This window comes from Candidatus Endomicrobiellum trichonymphae (genome assembly GCF_002355835.1).
GTDB lineage: Bacteria > Elusimicrobiota > Endomicrobiia > Endomicrobiales > Endomicrobiaceae > Endomicrobiellum > Endomicrobiellum trichonymphae.
The window spans coordinates 773,982-791,720 of the sequence record NZ_AP017459.1 but is presented as its reverse complement, the minus strand read 5'-3'; the positions used below and the strand labels follow the sequence as shown (position 1 = coordinate 791,720).

General features: G+C 37.0%; 14 protein-coding genes, 3 tRNA genes and 1 other RNA gene. All 18 read left to right on the top strand.

The genetic code is table 11. From position 1 onward, the window contains the following. Nucleotides 1-537, top strand: a complete 537-nt coding sequence (locus RSTT_RS04005; RefSeq protein ID WP_015423560.1) for a flavoprotein — start codon at nucleotides 1-3, stop codon at nucleotides 535-537. After that, the gene (locus RSTT_RS04000) at nucleotides 537-1,190 is read left to right on the top strand and encodes a phosphopantothenoylcysteine decarboxylase domain-containing protein (RefSeq protein ID WP_096525749.1); all 654 of its coding nucleotides are present in this window, start codon (nucleotides 537-539) and stop codon (nucleotides 1,188-1,190) included. Before RSTT_RS04005 ends, RSTT_RS04000 begins: the two co-directional genes overlap by 1 nt. Continuing rightward, nucleotides 1,138-1,899, top strand: a complete 762-nt coding sequence (locus tag RSTT_RS03995; protein WP_096525748.1) for a uracil-DNA glycosylase — start codon at nucleotides 1,138-1,140, stop codon at nucleotides 1,897-1,899. The genes RSTT_RS04000 and RSTT_RS03995 overlap by 53 nt, the downstream gene beginning before the upstream one ends. Further along, nucleotides 1,896-3,881 carry a replication restart helicase PriA gene (priA, locus tag RSTT_RS03990; protein WP_096525747.1) on the top strand — a complete coding sequence of 662 codons (1,986 nt, stop codon included), beginning with the start codon at nucleotides 1,896-1,898 and terminating at the stop codon, nucleotides 3,879-3,881. The genes RSTT_RS03995 and priA overlap by 4 nt, the downstream gene beginning before the upstream one ends. A gap of 115 nt (nucleotides 3,882-3,996) precedes the next feature. After that, nucleotides 3,997-5,889, top strand: a complete 1,893-nt coding sequence (locus tag RSTT_RS03985) for an NAD(+) synthase (RefSeq protein WP_096526019.1) — start codon at nucleotides 3,997-3,999, stop codon at nucleotides 5,887-5,889. A gap of 107 nt (nucleotides 5,890-5,996) precedes the next feature. Next, nucleotides 5,997-6,070: transfer RNA gene (locus tag RSTT_RS03980), tRNA-Ile, on the top strand. Between the two features lie 73 nt (nucleotides 6,071-6,143). Continuing rightward, nucleotides 6,144-6,215, top strand: a tRNA-Val gene (locus RSTT_RS03975). 172 nt (nucleotides 6,216-6,387) lie between these two features. Continuing rightward, nucleotides 6,388-7,098, top strand: coding sequence for a zinc ribbon domain-containing protein (locus RSTT_RS03965; RefSeq protein ID WP_096525745.1), 711 nt, complete (start codon nucleotides 6,388-6,390; stop codon nucleotides 7,096-7,098). A gap of 12 nt (nucleotides 7,099-7,110) precedes the next feature. After that, nucleotides 7,111-7,509, top strand: an RNA gene (gene rnpB, locus RSTT_RS03960) — RNase P RNA component class A. Between the two features lie 473 nt (nucleotides 7,510-7,982). Then, nucleotides 7,983-8,267 (top strand): laccase domain-containing protein, encoded by a 285-nt coding sequence (locus tag RSTT_RS03955; RefSeq protein WP_172412858.1) that lies wholly within the window; start codon nucleotides 7,983-7,985, stop codon nucleotides 8,265-8,267. A 251-nt stretch (nucleotides 8,268-8,518) separates the two neighbouring features. Then, nucleotides 8,519-9,598, top strand: a complete 1,080-nt coding sequence (gene pheA / locus RSTT_RS03950; RefSeq protein WP_096525743.1) for a prephenate dehydratase — start codon at nucleotides 8,519-8,521, stop codon at nucleotides 9,596-9,598. Between the two features lie 208 nt (nucleotides 9,599-9,806). After that, nucleotides 9,807-10,940, top strand: a complete 1,134-nt coding sequence (gene hisC / locus RSTT_RS03945; protein ID WP_096525742.1) for a histidinol-phosphate transaminase — start codon at nucleotides 9,807-9,809, stop codon at nucleotides 10,938-10,940. A 41-nt stretch (nucleotides 10,941-10,981) separates the two neighbouring features. After that, the gene (gene aroF, locus RSTT_RS03940; RefSeq protein ID WP_197701985.1) at nucleotides 10,982-11,950 is read left to right on the top strand and encodes a 3-deoxy-7-phosphoheptulonate synthase; all 969 of its coding nucleotides are present in this window, start codon (nucleotides 10,982-10,984) and stop codon (nucleotides 11,948-11,950) included. 52 nt (nucleotides 11,951-12,002) lie between these two features. Further along, nucleotides 12,003-12,842, top strand: a complete 840-nt coding sequence (locus RSTT_RS03935; RefSeq protein ID WP_015423551.1) for a prephenate dehydrogenase — start codon at nucleotides 12,003-12,005, stop codon at nucleotides 12,840-12,842. A 96-nt stretch (nucleotides 12,843-12,938) separates the two neighbouring features. Beyond that, entirely contained in the window at nucleotides 12,939-14,423 is a 1,485-nt protein-coding gene (gltX, locus tag RSTT_RS03930) for a glutamate--tRNA ligase (RefSeq protein WP_096525741.1), read from the top strand. A gap of 660 nt (nucleotides 14,424-15,083) precedes the next feature. After that, nucleotides 15,084-15,365: a DUF1844 domain-containing protein gene (locus RSTT_RS03925; RefSeq protein ID WP_096525740.1), complete on the top strand. Its 282-nt coding sequence runs from the start codon at nucleotides 15,084-15,086 to the stop codon at nucleotides 15,363-15,365. A gap of 310 nt (nucleotides 15,366-15,675) precedes the next feature. After that, nucleotides 15,676-15,761, top strand: a tRNA-Leu gene (locus tag RSTT_RS03920). 507 nt (nucleotides 15,762-16,268) lie between these two features. Then, a complete protein-coding gene (locus tag RSTT_RS03915) occupies nucleotides 16,269-17,696 on the top strand; it encodes an Rne/Rng family ribonuclease (RefSeq protein WP_172412857.1) in 1,428 nt (475 codons plus the stop codon). Nucleotides 17,697-17,739 lie beyond the last annotated feature (43 nt).

Sequence of the window (17,739 nt, the reverse complement as noted above, 5' to 3'; positions counted from 1 at the left end):
ATGGCTTTAGAAAATAAAAATGTTATTTTGGGCATTTGCGGCAGCATTGCGGTATATAAGAGCTGTGATATTATAAGACAGCTTGTTAAACTTAAAGCAAACGTTGAGTGTATTTTAACAAGAGGTGGCTCCGAGTTTATAACGCCGATCACTTTGCAGACGTTGTCAAAAAATAAAATATACATAGATATGTTTGCAGTGACCGACAAATGGGAAATAAGCCACATATCGCTTGGCCAAAAAGCTGATATTATTGTAATTGTTCCGGCTACCGCTGATATAATTGCTAGGCTTGCTTGCGGCAGGGCGAACGATTTGCTTGCATGCACTGTTCTTGCTTCAAAAGCGGATATTTTAATATGTCCTGCGATGAACACCAATATGTTTAACCATAAGGCTACGAGGAAAAATATTGAAACTTTAAAAAGCTACGGTTATAGATTTGTTATGCCTGAAAAAGGCGAACTTGCCTGCGGAGACGGTGGAGATGGCAGGCTTGCTTCGGTTGAAGTTATAATGAAGGAAATCTCGCGGTGATGTCAAAAAAACTTACATTTCTTATTTTGTCGGGACCTACAAAAGAATATATTGATCCCGTGAGATTTATAAGCAACGAATCATCTGGAAAAATGGGCAATGCTCTTGCTCAAGCCGCTTTAAAAAGAGAATGCGGTGTTATCTTTATTTCGGGTCCGTCAAGCATATTTCCGACGAATGTAAAACTTATAAAAGTTACGACAGCTTTGGAGATGTTTAAAGAAGCAAAATCGAATTTTAAAAAAGCCAATATCATAATAAGCGTGGCAGCTATTGCGGATTATTGTCCGGTTAAAACTTGTAAGTGTAAAATTAAAAAAGACAGTTTGGGAATGTTGATAAAACTTAAACGAAATATCGATATTATTGGATATTGTGGCAAAAATAAAAAAAATCAGATTGTTGCAGGATTTGCGCTTGAAACTGAAAATTTGATAGGCAACGCCAGATTGAAACTGAAAAATAAAAAACTTGATTTGATAACTGCAAATGGCAAAGAATCGTTTGGTTCAGATAGGGCTACGATGTATATCATAGATGCGGACGGTGTTTTGGAGATGAAGAATAAAAATAAAAAAATCATTGCGGAAAAGATTATAGATGAAACAATCAGAATGTTTAAAAATATTGAATCTAGCAAGAAAATCTCTTGAAGAATATAAAAATTGGGGGGAAAATGAGGTTTATAAGACTTCGTCTGCTAATGTTTCATGCGGCAAAGCTGTTTTTCCAAAAACCGGACGACAGGCTTTTTATGCAGAAATTTCCAGTTCCGGAGAAGAACTTGGAGAGCTTAGAGAAAAAGTTAGTTTTTGTAAAAAATGTCCTTTAGGGGAAAAACGTTTAAATGCGGTTTTCGGATGCGGGTCCCCGGATGCCGATTTGGTGTTTGTCGGCGAAGGTCCTGGATATGACGAAGATCATATAGGAAAACCTTTCGTAGGAAGGGCCGGACAGCTTTTGACGAAAATCATTGAAGCGATGGGCCAGGCAAGAGAAAGCGTGTATATTGCAAATATAGTTAAATGTCACGCTATGATTGATCCGTCTAATCCTGAAAAACGTTCAAATGACAGACCTCCGACACTTGAAGAAATGGAAATATGCAGACCTTATTTGGATATGCAGCTTGAAATTATTAAACCTAAAATCATTGTGACTTTAGGAGCGTCTTCCACAAAAGGACTTTTAAACAGCATAGAATCCATCAGCAGGATAAGAGGCAGCGTAAGAGAATATAAAGGCATAAAACTTATACCTACATTTCATCCTGCTGCTCTTCTCAGGAACCAGAACTTAAAAAAATTTGTCTGGGAAGATATGAAAAAAGTTATGCATTATTTAGATACAGGTGAAATATGATAGTTTTAGAGTCAGTTTTGCCTGTTCCTTTAAATAAAATCTTTTACTATCTGCCTCCTGAGAATATGAATCCCGAAAGCATAGTCGGAAAAAGAGTTAAAGTTCAGTTTGGCAAAAGAATTTTAACAGCTTATGCAATATCTTGTCGGAATGTTGAAAGCGACAGCGGTTTAAAATTAAAAAGAATTATTAAAATTATTGACGATGACCCTCTTATAACCGGAGAAACAATGGAGATTGCGGACTATATTTCAAAAAATTATGTCTGTTCTCTGGGCGAAGCGCTTGCGTCGATAATTCCTGTTTCAATGAAACCTCCGAAAAGAATTCCGAAAAATAGAAATAAATATGAAAAAAAAATATATGAAAGACATATCTTAAACGCTCAGCAGTCAAACGCCGTTAATTTAATAAATGAAAGTTTGGGGAAAAAAGTTTATAATGCTTTTCTTCTTTACGGAGTTACAGCTTCGGGAAAAACGGAAGTATATATAAAAGCTGTAGAGTACGTTTTAAAACAAAACAGAAGTGCCATAATGCTTATTCCTGAAATTTCTCTTGCGATTCAATTTGTGGATATTATGACAAAAAGATTCGGCGCAAGTATTGGTGTCTGGCACAGTGGCATAAGCAACATCGAGAAATACAGTCTGTTTTCAAAAGCGAAAAATGGCAGTATAAAAATAATGATAGGCGCAAGATCTGCAGTATTTGCTCCGTTTAAAAATTTAGGGCTGATAATTGTCGACGAAGAACACGAGCATACGTATAAGCAGGAGCAAAAACCGTCTTATGATACCAGAGAAATTGCAAAAAGGCGCGGCGTATATCACAATGCGGTCGTGGTTTTAGGCTCGGCGACTCCATCTCTTGAAAGTTATAAAGACGCGCTGGAAAACAGACTGAATTTAATAGAATTAAACGAACGGATATGTAAAAAAGAATTACCTGAGGTAAAAGTTTTAACGTTAAGAGACAGAATATTTAAAGCGGGACTGCTTCTTCCGGAGACAATAGAAGCGATGTCAAAAGCTTTGGCGAGAAAAGAGCAGATAATTGTTTTTTTAAATCGCAGGGGATACTCTCCGACGATTATGTGCAGAAAATGTGGCATCGTTTACCAGTGTTCCAAATGTTCCGTTTCAATGGTTTTTCACAGGAATCCGGAGCTTTTAAAATGCCATTACTGCGGCTTAACAAAAAATCTGCCTGTGGCATGTTCTGTGTGTAAAAGCAGAGACATAGCTGTTTTTGGTGCGGGAACTCAAAAAGTTGAAGACGAGTTGAAAAAACTTTTCAAAACCGCAAAAATTTTCAGACTTGACAGAGATACTGCGTCTTCAGAAGAAAATTATGAGAAAGTCTACAGAGGCATAAAAAATGAGGAATACGATATATTGATAGGGACGCAGATGATAGCAAAAGGATTTGATTTTCCGAGAGTGAGTTTGGCATGTGTCGTAAATGCAGATACATCTTTATATCTTCCTGGTTTTAAGTCAGTTGAAAAAACTTTTCAGCTTATTACGCAGGTTGCGGGACGCAGCGGCAGAAGAGATATGAGAGGCAGCGTAATAGTTCAGACAAATCACCCACAGCATTACGCAATAGAGTATGCAAAAAATCATGATTTTGTATCTTTTTATAAAACTGAAATAGAGGAGAGAAAAAAGTTATTTTATCCTCCTTACTGCGACGTGGCAAAAATTTCAATAAGAAATAAAGAAGAAAAAAAAGCTGATGACGATTCTGAAAAACTTTTTTCTCTCCTTGAAAATTCAATTAAAAGTTATAAGCTGGGATTAAAGCTTTTAGGCCCTGTGCCGGCATATATCGCAAAGCTTAACAATGTTTACAGACAACATATAATAATTAAAGGCGGCAGAGAAAATATATTAAAACTTGCAGGATTGCTTGAAACTTTCAAGCAGTCGTCGGGGACTTTTATAGGCATAGAAGTTATGCCTTCGGATTTAATATAATAGAAAAGTTGTTGCGGTTCCCGGATTAAGAGATATTGTTATGAACAAACTTGGTTTTGAGCTTGATTTTAATAAAACACGGCGGTGATGTGTGAGTGCGGCAGAGAGGGAAATAATGAAATACGGGTTTATTAAAACTGCAGCAGCGACGCCGCATATAAGTGTGGCGAATCCTTCAGTAAATGTCGCGGAAATAATAAAGTTGATAGAGCAAGCGAATACTTGCGGCGTCGAACTTTTAGTTTTTCCAGAACTATGCGTGACAGGGTATACGTGTGGGGAATTATTTTTATCTGACGTGCTTATGCATTCTGCAAGCGATGCTCTAAATATGGTTTGTAAAACCACTGTCGGGAAAAAAGCTCTTGTTTTTGTAGGTTCCCCTATATGGAACGAAGGAAAACTTTACTCATGCGCTGTTGCTTTCCAGAATGGAAAAGTTTTGGGTGTTGTGCCTAAAACTGCGTTGCCGTCGTATTCTGAATTCTATGAACTTCGTCATTTTGTTTCGGGCAGAGATATTTCAGGGTCAATTAAATTATGCAGACAGACCGCACCTTTCGGAACGGACATAATTTTTGCGGCAAAGAATAACGACACTGTCAAAATTGCCGCTGAAATATGTGAGGATATGTTTATAATTTCGCCGCCTTCTAACCGACATGTGCAGGCGGGGGCTTCGGTTATAGTAAACCTTTCCGCCTCCAACGAACTCATCGGTAAAGTCGATTACAGAAAAACTCTTATAAAGTCACAGAGCGGTCGTTTATCGGCAGGTTATGTTTATGCTTCTGCGGGAAGCGGCGAATCGGTAAGCGATATAATTTTTTCAGGGTTTCGCATTATAGCCGAGAGCGGAGAAATCCTTGCGGAGGGCGGACTTTTTGAAAGCGGGCTTACATTATGCGAAATAGATACACAAAGACTTGCTTACGAACGCCGCAGGCTTAACGTTTTTGAATCATATAATTCAAGCGGATACCGCACGGTGGAATTTAATTTTGATGAAACAGATACGGAACTTATGCGCCACATTTCGCAGCTGCCATTTGTTCCGGAGGATTTAAAATCTGTATCTTCCCGTGCGGAACTCATACTTCAAATGCAGTCAAGAGCGCTTGCGGAAAGGTTAAAATTTACGGGGAGTAATGCGGTGTTGGGGATCTCCGGCGGACTTGATTCCTGCCTTGCTCTTTTAGCTGTAGTGAGAAGCTATGAAATTTTAGGCAGGAGTAAAAAAGATATTATAGCCGTTACTATGCCGGGACCTGGCACAAGCTTAAAAACCGTAGAAAGCGTATCGGAACTTGCAGAAGCTCTTGGAATACAAATTAGAAAAATTCCAATTACGGATATTGTTAGAAAACATCTTACGGATATAAAACACAGTGGCAAAGAAGATACCGTGTATGAAAATGCGCAAGCTCGGGAACGCACGCAGATTTTGATGGACATAGCAAACGCCGAAGAAGGTTTGGTTATAGGTACGGGCGATTTGTCTGAAAATGCGCTTGGCTGGTGCACTTATAATGGCGATCATATGTCCATGTACGCTGTGAATTCATCGGTTCCCAAGACCCTTGTTAAACATCTTGTCTCTTATGAATCCGAAAGGGTCGTAAAATATAAAAAAGCTCTGCTTTCTATTTTAAATACGGAAATAAGTCCGGAACTTCTTCCGTCGGATAATGGTAAAATTTCGCAAAAAACTGAAGACATAATAGGACCTTATGAACTTCACGATTTTTTTTTGTATTATACCGTGCGTTTTGGGCAGAAACCGGATAAAACACTTATGCTTGCTCTAAAAGCCTTTAAAGGGAAATATGACATAGAAGAAATAAAAAAATATCTGAGAGTTTTTATCGAACGTTTTTTTGCAAGTCAGTTTAAGCGCAACTGTGTTCCCGATGGGATAAAAATTGGAACAATATCTCTTTCACCGCGCGGTGACTGGAGAATGGCAACCGAAAGCAGCGCAAAAGAGTGGCTTGACAGTATAAAATAATTTTTTACAACGTATACAATATACTTTCGGGTAGAAAAATCTCTTTTGTTTGACTTAATATAATTTTTTGAGTACAATTTTTAAATGTATGGGTTGATATGTAAAGCGGGCCTGTAGCTCAGTTGGTTAGAGCACTCGACTCATAATCGAATGGTCGTAGGTTCAAGTCCTACCAGGCCCAGTTATAGCGGAAATTATGACGAACTCTTGAGAAATCAAGGGTTTTTTATTTGCTATAATAATTGTAGTTATGGGGGTAGTTAGCTCAGTGGAAGAGCACTCGTTTCACACGCGAGTGGTGGCAGGTTCGAACCCTGCACTACACATTATGTATTTTTGTGTAAGCGGGCTCGTGACAGGTCGGTTTATGCTGCCGTTGACTGCGGCGAAGTATCAGAGACCGTATGCTGTCGTCACTTTTATTGAGGAATGGTGGTGTGTTAAGGGCAAGTTTTACGTTGCCAAAGAGATGACGACCCGGGGTATGGAGAGAAATAAATGGATAATTTAAGATCGGAGCTTGAATTGTTATATGAATTGCAGAACTATGATATTAGAATAGTTGATATAAGGAAAAAAATTGGTAAAGTTCTGTCTTTAGTGGAAGAGAAAAATAAAAGTTTAGAATATAAAAAAAAGGAAACAGAGACAAAAAAGAAAAAATTTGTCAAATTGAATTCTTTAAAGAAAGAAAAAGAATCGGCGTTAGACTCAAAAGAGAAAGCAATAAGCGTACACTCTTTAGAACTTAACACCGTTAAGTCAAATGATATTTATAAAGCGTTGCTTTTAAAGATAGAAAAAGCGGAATGTGATAAGAGCGTTATTGAAAATGAGATTTTGGAGTTTATGGATAAAATAGAGAAGGAATTTGTTATTGTCAAATCTGCAGAAGATGAATTAAAAAAAATTGAAAAAATAGTAAAAAACGAGATAAATAAATTTGAAAATTTTATAAAAAAGCTTGAAAAAGAAGCAACTGCAGTAGAAAAAGAAAGGGAAGAGTATAAATTAAAAATCAATAGGACTATATTGATGCAGTATGAAAGGCTCCGCGATTGTCGTGACGGACAGGTAATATGTCTTATCGGCGATGAAAGCTGTGAATGTTGCGGAATGATGCTAAGACCGCAGTTGATAAATCAGGCGTACAAATGTCATGAACTTGTATTCTGTGATAATTGTTCAAGAATATTGTTGCAAAAATAAAATAATTTAAGTAGAGACGAATATGCAGTCGCTTTACATTTATTGTGAAGAGGAAAGTCCGAACTTTAACTGCAAAAAAGCATAGGCATTATTTCAGAAAACGGTAGCAGGTAATACCTGTCGCCCGCAAGGGCAGAGGTGCGAACAGAGACGCCTTTTCCGGAGACGGAAAAAGTATCCTTATTATCAAGGAAGACGTTTTCCCGCAAATGAGAAAGCGGGAAAAGTAGCATGGAAAAAGGATAAGCTTTTGCAGCAATGCAGAAGGTGAAACGGCTAAATCCTTACTGGAAAGCAAGATTGAAGTATAGTCGCTTGATCGTTAAAAGTGATTTTAACGGCAGAGAAATGACTGCGCTTTTAAGGTTTATTTTTAAAAGACAGAATTCGGCTTATAATCCGTCTTTGCTTCTAAAATGAGCAGAGCTTGAAAATTCTGATTGAGCAGCGCGAGAGAGCATAAGCGGACGCTGCGGAGAACTTCAACTGTGCAGAAAAAGTCTTCATATATTTCGGTTGCCGACTATCGAGCTTTCTTTACCGATGTCCTATTCCGATGCCTAATGTTGTTTTGAATGCAGTAAAGAGTTTTGCTTCAGGATTGTTTAAAAGGTAAATTACAACGGTGGACTGCCGATAAGCCCTTATATGAAGTCTGCTGTTTTAAGAGAAAATCAGTTTATGACAGACATATAAATTAAAAATGAGTTTATATCAGAAAAAAGTTTTCCGCATAAACATTTTACGACTACTAAGACTGCCTATAATATGAACTAAGGTGTAAGAAAATCTTTTTTTTTGTTTCCTTAAAGTTAAATCCGGCAAGGCTGTTATGCACAGATCGTAACATAAAAATTGTTAGTACTTACGACAGAGACACTTTTGTGGGTGGGGGGGGCTACGTCGGGTTGATTACTGCAGATAAAGTGATAATTCTGGGGATTTTCACAGCAAGTTGCGTTCTTTTGCTTATGTTTTACGGGTGTGTGAAGTTTAAAGCTGCAATTCACATAGACTGGAAAGGTCTTTCGGTGGGAATAATAGAAAGTTCTCTTGAAATATTACAAAGAGAATTCTACGTTAGAGCGGAGGAAATTAAAGTTTATATCGGACGTCATATCTGCTTGTGCTGTTATAAACTATGCTGCGAAATGGAAAGCAAGGTTTAATGTTAAACTTAACGGCAACAGATTAAATCTGTCGGAAATAATTTGTAACAAATTAAAAAAATCTGGGATCAATGAAAAAATCGTTTTTTTCTTACAGACGAAACTGATGATCGCAAAGAATTCTCTCTGCGATCATATAATTTTGAATAAAGAGGGGTAAATATATTTATATAAATATTATAGAGGGGAAAATAAGGATAAGGATAGAAAAAGGGTTAGATTTTAAGAGGTAAGGGGTGGGGGGGGGATAAATGGCGTCAAAGATACAATTACAGAGTGCAAGGAAGAGGATAGATAAAGTTGATAAAGAAATAGCAAGACTTATAAATAGAAGGGCGGAGCTTGCGTTAGAAGTGGGTAAAGCAAAGGGCAGAGGGTATAAAGAAGGAGAGGGAGCGGTTTATGTGCCGTCGAGGGAGAAAGAAGTTCTGAAGAATGTAATCTCATCTAAGAGTATTTTGGGGGAGGAAGCGCTGAAGAATATATATACGGAAATAATAAGTGCGTGTAGGAATTTGGAAAGTCCGACAAAGATAGCATTTTTAGGACCGTGGGCGACGTTTACGCATCAGGCAGCGATAAAGAATTTCGGGTCGTCAGGATATTTTATTCCGGTTACAAGTCCTAGGGAAGTGTTGACAGAAGTTGAGAGCGGACGGGTGGATTTTGGAGTAGTGCCGGTAGAGAATTCGAATGAGGGTTCGGTGAATATGACGCTAGATATGCTTGTGGAGACGGAGCTTAAAATATGTGCGGAGATAAGTTTGAAGATAGAGCAGTGTTTTCTAGTAAAAGATAGGAAGAGTAAGATATTGAGGATATATTCGCATGAGCATGCATTGGCGCAGTGCAGGAATTGGACGCTGAGGAATTATCCGGAAGCGGAATTGATACCTGTATCATCGACGACGGAAGCGGCGAAGAAAGTGGTGAAAGAAGATTTTGCGGCAGCGATAGCAGGAGAGGCGTCGGCGAAGATATATGATTTGTATATATTGCATAAAGGGATACAGGACAGCAGGGAAAATTTCACTAGATTTTTTGTTATAGGGAAAATATTGACAAAGGCGAGCGGGAAAGATAAGACGAGTTTGGTTTTTACAGTAAAGGATAAAGTAGGAGAGCTGTGCAATATACTGGGAATTTTTAACAGGAATGGAGTAAATTTAGCAAAGATAGAATCTCGTCCTACGAAGAAGAAAGCGTGGGAGTATATGTTTTTTGTTGATTTAAGAGGGCATGTTGAGGATGAAAATATAGTGAAGACGATAGAGAGTTTAAAACGCAGCTGTGTTTTTGTGAAGAGTTTAGGCAGTTATCAAAAAGCGTAAAGTGCGTAGAATTGAAATAGAATAAATGTTATTTTCCGCCTGTGCAAAATAAAGAAAAAAAGAATAAATATCAATAATACCACCTCCAGCGCGGTTCAGGTTGCAAAACGCAACAAAGAAAGGAAAGGCAGTTTGTATTATAGGGGATAATAAGTGGAAGACCGTTTTTAAGGATATGTTAAAAGAAAGTGATTGAAAAGAGTAAATAATGGATATAACAAAACTTATTAGAAAAGAGTGCGAAGGATTTAAGCCTTATGTTGCTGGGAAGCCGATAGAGACGATAAAAAGAGAAATGGGACTGAAATCGGTTATAAAACTTGCGTCGAACGAGAATCCGCTGGGAGCTTCAAAGAAAGCGATTGAAGCGATAAAAGAAAATTTAAAAGAGATATTTTATTATCCTGATTCAAATTCCTATGCGCTTAAAAAGGGCTTGTCTGAACATTACAGATTGGGGATAAGGAATATTTTTATCGGAGCTGGAGGAGATGAGATAATAGAGCTGATAGCTAAATTATTTTTTAATAAGGAAGAAGAGATAGTAATTTCGAAACATTCGTTTATAAGGTATGAAATGGCGGCAAAATTAATGGGTTCAAAAGCGGTAGTAGTTGCGATGAAAGAGGGATTTAAGCATGATTTAACTGCTATGGCTAAAGCATGTACGGAAAAGACAAAAGCGATTTTTGTGACAAATCCTAATAATCCTACCGGGACATATAATACTAAAGAGGAACTTTGTAAGTTTTTGAAAGAAATTCCTTTAAATAAAGCAGGACTTAAGCCAATTGTTGTGCTTGACGAAGCATATTTTGAATATGCGTCTTTAGATGAAGATTATCCCGACGGGCTTGATTTTTTAAAAGAGAATCCAAATCTGATAATATTTAGGACTTTTTCAAAGATATACGGACTTGCCGGATTGAGAGTAGCTTATGGTTTTGCGAGCGAGGAGATAGTAGATTATATTGAAAGAACACGGCCTCCTTTTAACGTTAATCGTTTGGCGCAGATAGGAGGGACAGCGGCAATAGGGGATAAGGAGCAGGTTACTAAAAGTCTGAAACTTGTCAAGGAAGGGAAAGAATACTTATATAAAGAATTCAGGGATCTAAAAATAGAATATATAAAATCGGCTGGGAATTTTATTCTTTTTAAATCATTTCCATATAAAGGGAAAGAATTATTTGATGCGCTTGTAAAAGAGGGAGTGATAATAAGGGCGCTGGATGAATACGAGCTTACGGATTGGGCGAGAGTGACAATTGGGTTGAGCGAGGAGAACGAGTTGTTTATAGATAAATTAAAGAAGATATTTGGCAGGGGTAAGAATAAGTAAAAATCGGCAAGAGAAAGAAAACACAATAAAGGTGAGGGGATATGATAATAACATTGAGGAAAGGAGCAAAACAGAAAGAAATAACAGCGGTGACAGAAAAGGTAAAAGGGCTTGGGTATAAGCCTCACGTTTCGAAGGGAGAAGATATTACGATAATAGGGATGATAGGAGACAGTGCGGAGAAATACAAGGAAGTTTTTGAAGCGATGGATGTGGTTGAACATGTAAATGAAATACAAAAGCCGTATAAACTTGCATCGAGAGAGTTCAAGAGAGAAAATACGGTGATTAAGGTGAGCAGGAATGTGGATATAGGAGGGAAGAAGATACATGTTATGGCAGGTCCGTGTGCGATAGAGAGCAGGGATTTGCTGAATGATACCGGAAAGATAGTTAAAGAGGCGGGAGGGACGATACTCCGAGGGGGAGCGTTTAAGCCGAGGAGTTCGCCTTATGCTTTTCAGGGGCTGGGAGAGGAAGGATTGAAATATATGGAAGAGGCAGGGGAAAAGCTGCATATGCCTACGATAAGCGAAGCGATGACGGTGGATCAGGTAGAGTTATTGTCAAAGTATTGTGATATTATACAGATAGGCGCAAGGAATATGCAGAACTACGATTTGTTAAAGGCGGCAGGAAAGCAGAAAAAACCTGTGCTTTTGAAGAGAGGGATGGCAGCGACAGTAAAAGAGTTATTGCTGTCTGCTGAATATATTCTTTCACAGGGGAACTATGATGTAATATTGTGCGAGAGAGGAATAAGGACATTTGAGGATTCAACAAGATTTACGATGGATTTAAATGCGGTGCCTGTGCTGAAAAAGTTTACACATCTGCCTGTAGTTTTGGATCCTTCGCACGGGATAGGAATAAGAGAACATGTAGGAACGATGGCGAAGGCGAGTATAGCGGTAGGAGCAGATGGGATAATAATAGAGGTGCATCCTCGTCCGGAGGAAGCGCTTTCAGATGGTCCGCAGAGTTTGCTGCCTGAGCAGTTTAGGATTTGATGAAAGAACTTGACCTGGTGGCGAAAGCTGTTGGAAGGGAGCTGTTGGATTGATGCTGAAAGTGTGTATTGTGGGATTGGGACAGATGGGCGCTTCTTTAGGGTTAGCTTTAAAGAAAAACTCCAAATCTTTAAAGAACTGTTACCATATAACGGGCATAGGAAGAAGAAAAGGGACTTTAGATGCTGCTCTTAAGCTTAAAGCTGCAGATGAAACGTCTTTATCTTTGCAGAGTGCAAGAGATGCTGATATTGTTGTTATATGCACGCCGGTTGATACTATAGTGCCTTTATACGGACAATTGTCAAAGATAGTCGCTAAAAATACAATAATTACCGATGCTGGAAGTGTAAAATACTCTGTTGAAAAAGGAATCAGAGATTCTTTAAAAAAAAATGGCGGGGTTTCTTTTATTGGATCTCATCCAATGGTGGGAAAAGAAAAAAACGGAATATTTTCGTCAGATGCAGATATGTTTAAAAATGCAAATGTCGTTATAACTAGTGTGGTAAAACAATCGGCAGAAAATGCGCTTGTATCTCGAATGTGGAAAGATGCTGGAGCAAACATAGTTAAAATGTCTGCAAGAAAGCATGATGAACTTGTCGCTTTTACAAGCCATTTTCCGCATATTATAGCTTTTTTGTTAAATAAAATTTATAAGAAAACAAGGAGAAAAAATCCGCAGATTGATATGCTTACGGCAGGGTCTTTTAAAAGTATGACGAGAGTTGCAGTTTCAAGTGCGGATATGTGGGCGCCGATTTTTGCCACAAACAGCAGAAATATTGAAAAATATTTAAACGAGTTTATAGAAGAGCTTAACGTTTTTAAACAAAGTTTAAAAGATAAGCAGAAAGTCAGGGAAGAAATTTTAAAAACACAGAAATGATGAGGAGTGTCGTTTCCGGGTGTTTCAGTTTTGTTGCTGTATAGAGACGACAGTGCGGAAATTCATTTTGACGTTATCACTGAAAAGGAAAAATAAATGAGTGATATAAGAGTAAGATTTGCACCGTCTCCAACTGGTGATTTGCATATAGGCGGGGTGCGTACGGCTTTGTTTAACTGGCTTTTTGCAAAAAATAAAGGTGGAAAGTTTATTTTAAGAATTGAAGATACTGATGAAACGCGCTCGACTGGAGAATCCGCAAAAGTTATTTTAGATGCTATGAAATGGCTGGAACTTGAATGGAATGAGGGACCGGGAAATGAAAATCTGAAATATTCTCCCTACTCTCAGATGAAACGTAAAGAGCGCGGCATATACCGGAAATACGCGGACGAACTTGTTGCGAAAGAACTTGCGTATCCCTGTTATTGTACTCCCGAAGAAATTGACGTTATGAGAAAAAAAGCAAAAGCCGACAAACTTCCTCCGAAATATGATGGCAAATGCAGGCATCTTACGCCCGGACAAAGAAAACAAAAAGAAATTGAAGGGAAAAAGGCTGTTGTAAGATTTAAAATGTTCGGATCGGGAACTACCGTTTTAAACGATATTATAAGAGGCAGAGTTAAATTTGATAATTCTCTGCTTGACGATTTTGTGATAATGAAAGCAAGCGGCGTACCTGCGTATAATTTTGCGTGCGTTGTCGACGATTATCTTATGGAAATAACTCATGTTTTAAGAGGTGACGACCACATTTCAAATGCCCCTCGGCAGATGCATATTTATAATGCTTTGGGTTGGAAAATGCCAGAATTTGCGCATATGTCTATGATTTTGGGCGCCGGCGGCGCAAGACTTTCAAAAAGGCACGGACATACATCTGTTTTAGAATATAGAAAAGAAGGATATTTGCGGGAAGCATTGATAAATTATCTTGCATTGCTCGGATGGTCTACGGAGGACAGTCAGCAGATTTTTACGATTGAGGAGTTAAAACAGAAATTTTCTGTAGAAAGATGCGGGATAAGTCCATCTATTTTTGATCCGGCAAAGTTGCTGTGGCTTAATGGCGAAAAAATCCGCTCAAAAACGCCTCAGCAGGTATACGAATTGTTTATTGATTGGCTGAAATATACGGGTAATGAAAAATTGACAGAGACTTGGGATGTTGAGTTGTTAAAAAAAGCTTTGATTTTAGAACACGATAAAATAAAGTTGTTGAAAGATATTCCCTCTCTTGTTGATTTCTTTTTTACAAAAAACGTGGACTACAAAGAAGAAGCAGTGAAGAAAACATTGCTTTCCGAGAAATCAAAAGATATTGCAAAACTTGTTTTAATCGAAAGTGCGGCGAGACTGCCGAATCAACTGGATTTTTCAGCTATATCTTTAGAACAGTATGCAAGAAATTTAGCTGCGGAAAAAAATATTAAAACCGGGCAGGTGTTTCACCCTATAAGAGTTGCAATCTCCGGAAGAATGCAGGGTCCGGGTTTATTCCAAATGATGGAAGTTATGGGGAAAGAAGATGTAGTTAGAAGAATAAATGTTGCGATAAATAAATTTTTTCAGAAATAGTCATGTAATATTATGTCTTATGAATAAATCCAGCCGGTATTCTACTGCCGTTTCGTAAAGCAGACGGAATTCTTAATTAAAAAGTCGGAGATGTTTCTGTTTTAAAATACAAGCGTCTTGTTATTTTTTAATTGTTTTTACGAAAGCCGCGATACTTCTACCGGAAAAAACTGAAAAAGCAGTATCATACTTTGAAGCGGCAGACTACAAAGCTGAGAGAGTACACAGTAATTGCCCGATTTGTTTTATGGCGTGAATCCTAAGTAATTAGTAATTAATTTTTGGGCGATAGGAATTAAAGATGTTTTGAAGTCCTCCCGTTAAAAATTGACGTTTTAGGAAGATCGGAACGATATATTCTGTTGCATGAAATTTTAGGAAATATTGCAGATGAAAGAGGGTAGTCTATGGTTGATAAGCTGGTAGCTTTTCACGGTAAAAACATTATATTAATCTTGGAATAGCTTGACGAAGAATCAACCTGATTTTTTATGATCTTTTTAGTTGTGTGTTTTGAAAAATTCTCGGCGGATTTATAGAAAGAAATATCAAAAAATAATGCTGCCGTCTTAGTGTTTGAAGGGTAGATTACGGCGTTAAAGCTTTACTTTCTACCATACGCTTGATTTTTTTGTTGGCAAACCCAAAAGGAGTGTAAAAATGTCAAAAAAGGAAGTTTCAGATGTTAATCAGTATTTTTTTAATCTTATAACGATGCTTGCTTCTTCAGCATGGTGTCAGCTTGGCAAAATTCAGGATCCGGTTGAAGGTAAAATAAAGAAAGATTTGAAAGGTGCGCAGATAACGATTGATATGCTTCTCATGCTTCGAGATAAGACTAAAGGCAATTTAACAAAAAAAGAAGAAGAAATGTTAGCTTCAGCGATTTCCAATTTTCAAATCAATTATGCTGATGAAGTGACCAAGTGCAAAGTCTGTTAACGCATACCTGCGCATATTGTAAACAGACTTTAAGCTGAAAACATAAGAAAAAAAGAACGAGAATTTCCTGATAAACATTTCAGCATTCAAAATGGTTTAAAGAGATTTTGTCTTTTGCCAAGCTGTATTTCTTAGGCTTATGTTAACGGCAAAAGTGAAGTACAGATAAAAAGTTTTTGATAAAAATTCTTAAAAGGTTGCCGTTTTATAGTTTCTGTCGATGATGAATATTCTGATGTCTTTAATATTTTGACTTGCTTCCGATCTGTTGTTTGTAGTACAATTTTTTAAAAGACTAATCTTAATTGTTGGGCGGATGGCGGAACTGGCAGACGCACAGGACTTAAAATCCTGAGACTCGCAAGAGTCGTGAGGGTTCAATTCCCTCTCCGCCCACTTTTTTGTTTAAAGTGAATGAGTATGAGAAAAATAAATAGATAAACCGTATATACGGCAAATTTAGAGTAAAATGCGAAAGAGAGAAAAAAATGCAGGTAAGAGAGATAATATATAAAATCTATTATTTAATTTTTTTGTCAAGCTTTTTTGAGGAAAAATTCTCAAAATAAAAATCAAATCTTTTTTAGTTTTCTGTTTTCCGTTGTATTCTTTGACATACTTTCATCTCAAACAAAAATATCAAAATATTTTTACTCTCACACTTGCAGCCCATGTGTTGATGGCATAAATTTCCTATCTTGGTGTGTTGTACGCTGAATTCTATTTAATATAAAATGCTACTTGCTCTATTGTTTTGAAACGGTTATCAGATATTAGGATAGAATTCTCAAGAAAAAGTATGAGTATATTGTATAATGAAAAAATAATAAGTCGGAATAAAAATAAAACAATCTAAGATTATATATGCTTAAAAATACGCTAAACATCCAGACGGAGAAAACAGTGAAAAAAGAAATAATAGTTAATAGAACGTTTGAAGAATCAAGAGTTGCCATACTTGACAACGGCAAACTTTTTAATTTATTTATTGAAAGAAGAGAATCTGAAAAAATATTAAACAATATTTATAAAGGCAGAGTGAAAAATATTGTGCCTGCGCTTAATTCATTATTTGTGGACATAGGTTTTGGTAGAGGTGCCTATCTTGATGTTTGCGATACATTGAAAGAGCATCGCAGTAAAAAAAATATGATTAAAGCCGGACAGAACATTATGGTTCAGGTTTATAAAGAACCGATACATAACAAAGGTGCTAAAGTAACAATGGCTATTTCCCTTACGGGCAGGCTTTTAGTGTATATGCCTTTCAGCAATAATATAGGCGTATCAAAGAATATTAAAGATAAACATGAATACAACAGATTAAAAAGTATGACTGCGGAGCTTAAAAAAGATATTTCCGGTGGCATAATAATAAGGACTAAAGCTGAAAAAGCTACAAAAGCGGAAATTAAAAATGAAATAAAATATTTAATAAGACTCTGGACATCCATAACAGAAAGATTTGACGATGCTAAGCCGATGAGTCTTATACATAAAGACTTGGGACTTGTTTTTCAGACCGTAATAGATTATTTTTCTGACGATGTCATATTTATGCGTATAGATTCGCAAAAAGAACTCAAAGATGTTACGGATTTTGTTGAAATAGTATTGCCTGAATTCCTTGACAGGATTGTTTTTTACGACGATAGGACTCCAATATTTAAAAAGTATGGTATCGAAGAGGAAATAAAAAGATTGTGTTCCAACAAAGTATGGCTTAGTTCTGGCGGTTATCTTATAATACAGGAAGCAGAGTCCCTGTGTGCTATAGATGTTAACAGCGGAAAGTTTACAGCGAAATCTACACAGGAAGATACGGCGGTTATTACGAATCTTGAAGCCGCCGAAGAAATTGCAAGACAGTTAAGACTTAGAAATATAGGGGGTATAATTGTTATTGATTTTATAGATATGAAAAAAGCTTCGAACAGGCGTAAAGTTTTAGAAACGCTTCGCAAAGCTACGAAAGTTGATAAAGCTAAAATAGAAATATGGCCTATAACTAGGCTTGGTCTTATAGAGATGACGAGAGAGAGAAAAAGAAAGTCGTTGTTTTCTATTCTCGGTGATATTTGTCCTGTGTGTCACGGACTGAGTTTTGTTCTTTCAAAAGAGTCTATTTTTATTAATGTTTGTGATGAAATAAAACAGTTGAAAATTGACGGTTATGACGGTAGAATAAAAATAAAATTAAATATTGATGTCATTGAATATTTCATGAAGAAAAAAGCAAGACTTGAAGAATTGTTCGGCGTTGAATTTGATATAGAAGCAAGTACAGAACTATTACGCGAAGAATATAAAATTTTATATTTGAATAGTTAAAATCCTTCTTTTTCTTCTTCTGTATTTATATACTGTTTTTGAT

Excerpts from the sequence above, each read along its gene's own strand:
- priA (WP_096525747.1), top strand. The coding sequence starts at position 1,896 with ATGATAGTTTTAGAGTCAGTTTTGCCTGTTCCTTTAAATAAAATCTTT.
- RSTT_RS03995 (WP_096525748.1), top strand. The coding sequence starts at position 1,138 with ATGAAACAATCAGAATGTTTAAAAATATTGAATCTAGCAAGAAAATCT.
- pheA (WP_096525743.1), top strand. The coding sequence starts at position 8,519 with ATGGCGTCAAAGATACAATTACAGAGTGCAAGGAAGAGGATAGATAAA.
- RSTT_RS03935 (WP_015423551.1), top strand. The coding sequence starts at position 12,003 with ATGCTGAAAGTGTGTATTGTGGGATTGGGACAGATGGGCGCTTCTTTA.
- hisC (WP_096525742.1), top strand. The coding sequence starts at position 9,807 with ATGGATATAACAAAACTTATTAGAAAAGAGTGCGAAGGATTTAAGCCT.
- RSTT_RS04000 (WP_096525749.1), top strand. The coding sequence starts at position 537 with ATGTCAAAAAAACTTACATTTCTTATTTTGTCGGGACCTACAAAAGAA.
- RSTT_RS04005 (WP_015423560.1), top strand. The coding sequence starts at position 1 with ATGGCTTTAGAAAATAAAAATGTTATTTTGGGCATTTGCGGCAGCATT.
- RSTT_RS03925 (WP_096525740.1), top strand. The coding sequence starts at position 15,084 with ATGTCAAAAAAGGAAGTTTCAGATGTTAATCAGTATTTTTTTAATCTT.
- RSTT_RS03965 (WP_096525745.1), top strand. The coding sequence starts at position 6,388 with ATGGATAATTTAAGATCGGAGCTTGAATTGTTATATGAATTGCAGAAC.
- aroF (WP_197701985.1), top strand. The coding sequence starts at position 10,982 with ATGATAATAACATTGAGGAAAGGAGCAAAACAGAAAGAAATAACAGCG.
- RSTT_RS03985 (WP_096526019.1), top strand. The coding sequence starts at position 3,997 with ATGAAATACGGGTTTATTAAAACTGCAGCAGCGACGCCGCATATAAGT.
- gltX (WP_096525741.1), top strand. The coding sequence starts at position 12,939 with ATGAGTGATATAAGAGTAAGATTTGCACCGTCTCCAACTGGTGATTTG.